This window comes from Chryseobacterium sp. SIMBA_028 (genome assembly GCF_046535285.1).
Taxonomy (GTDB): Bacteria; Bacteroidota; Bacteroidia; order Flavobacteriales; family Weeksellaceae; genus Chryseobacterium.
In genome coordinates, this window is the sequence record NZ_JAWRWZ010000084.1 from 1 (window position 1) to 375 (window position 375).

General features: G+C 63.7%; 1 protein-coding gene. It reads right to left on the bottom strand.

Annotated elements, in window-relative coordinates; genetic code table 11:
* A partial coding sequence (locus SCA31_RS22645) for a DUF6328 family protein (RefSeq protein WP_410699302.1) occupies positions 1–138 on the bottom strand: 138 nt, incomplete at its 3' end.
* Positions 139–375 lie beyond the last annotated feature (237 nt).

Below are 375 nucleotides of genomic sequence, written 5' to 3' on the forward strand. Positions count from 1 at the left end.
CAGCAGGAAGCCGCCCAGGATCTGCACCCCGGTTTGCAGGACGCGCAATTCCTGGATCAACTCCATCCAGTTACGGTCCATTCGTTCTTCCGTGGACTCGTCCCGTCCGGTCCGCGGGACCTGTTCAGCCTCAGACATCGTCTGCTCTCCGCCGTCTCGTATCGGTGCCAGACACGAAAGGGCTGCCCCGGCGTGCAGTTCGACTGCGGCTCGGACAGCCCTTACGGCCGGCGTTGGTTTATACGGTGTGGCCCCGGCGGCCTGACACGGAGTTCAGGATCCAACCGATGACCGCGACGACCAAGAGGACGATTCCCACCCACAGCAGCCAGCTCACTGCTTGGGCGAACCCGCCAACGAGGAGAAGGCCCATCG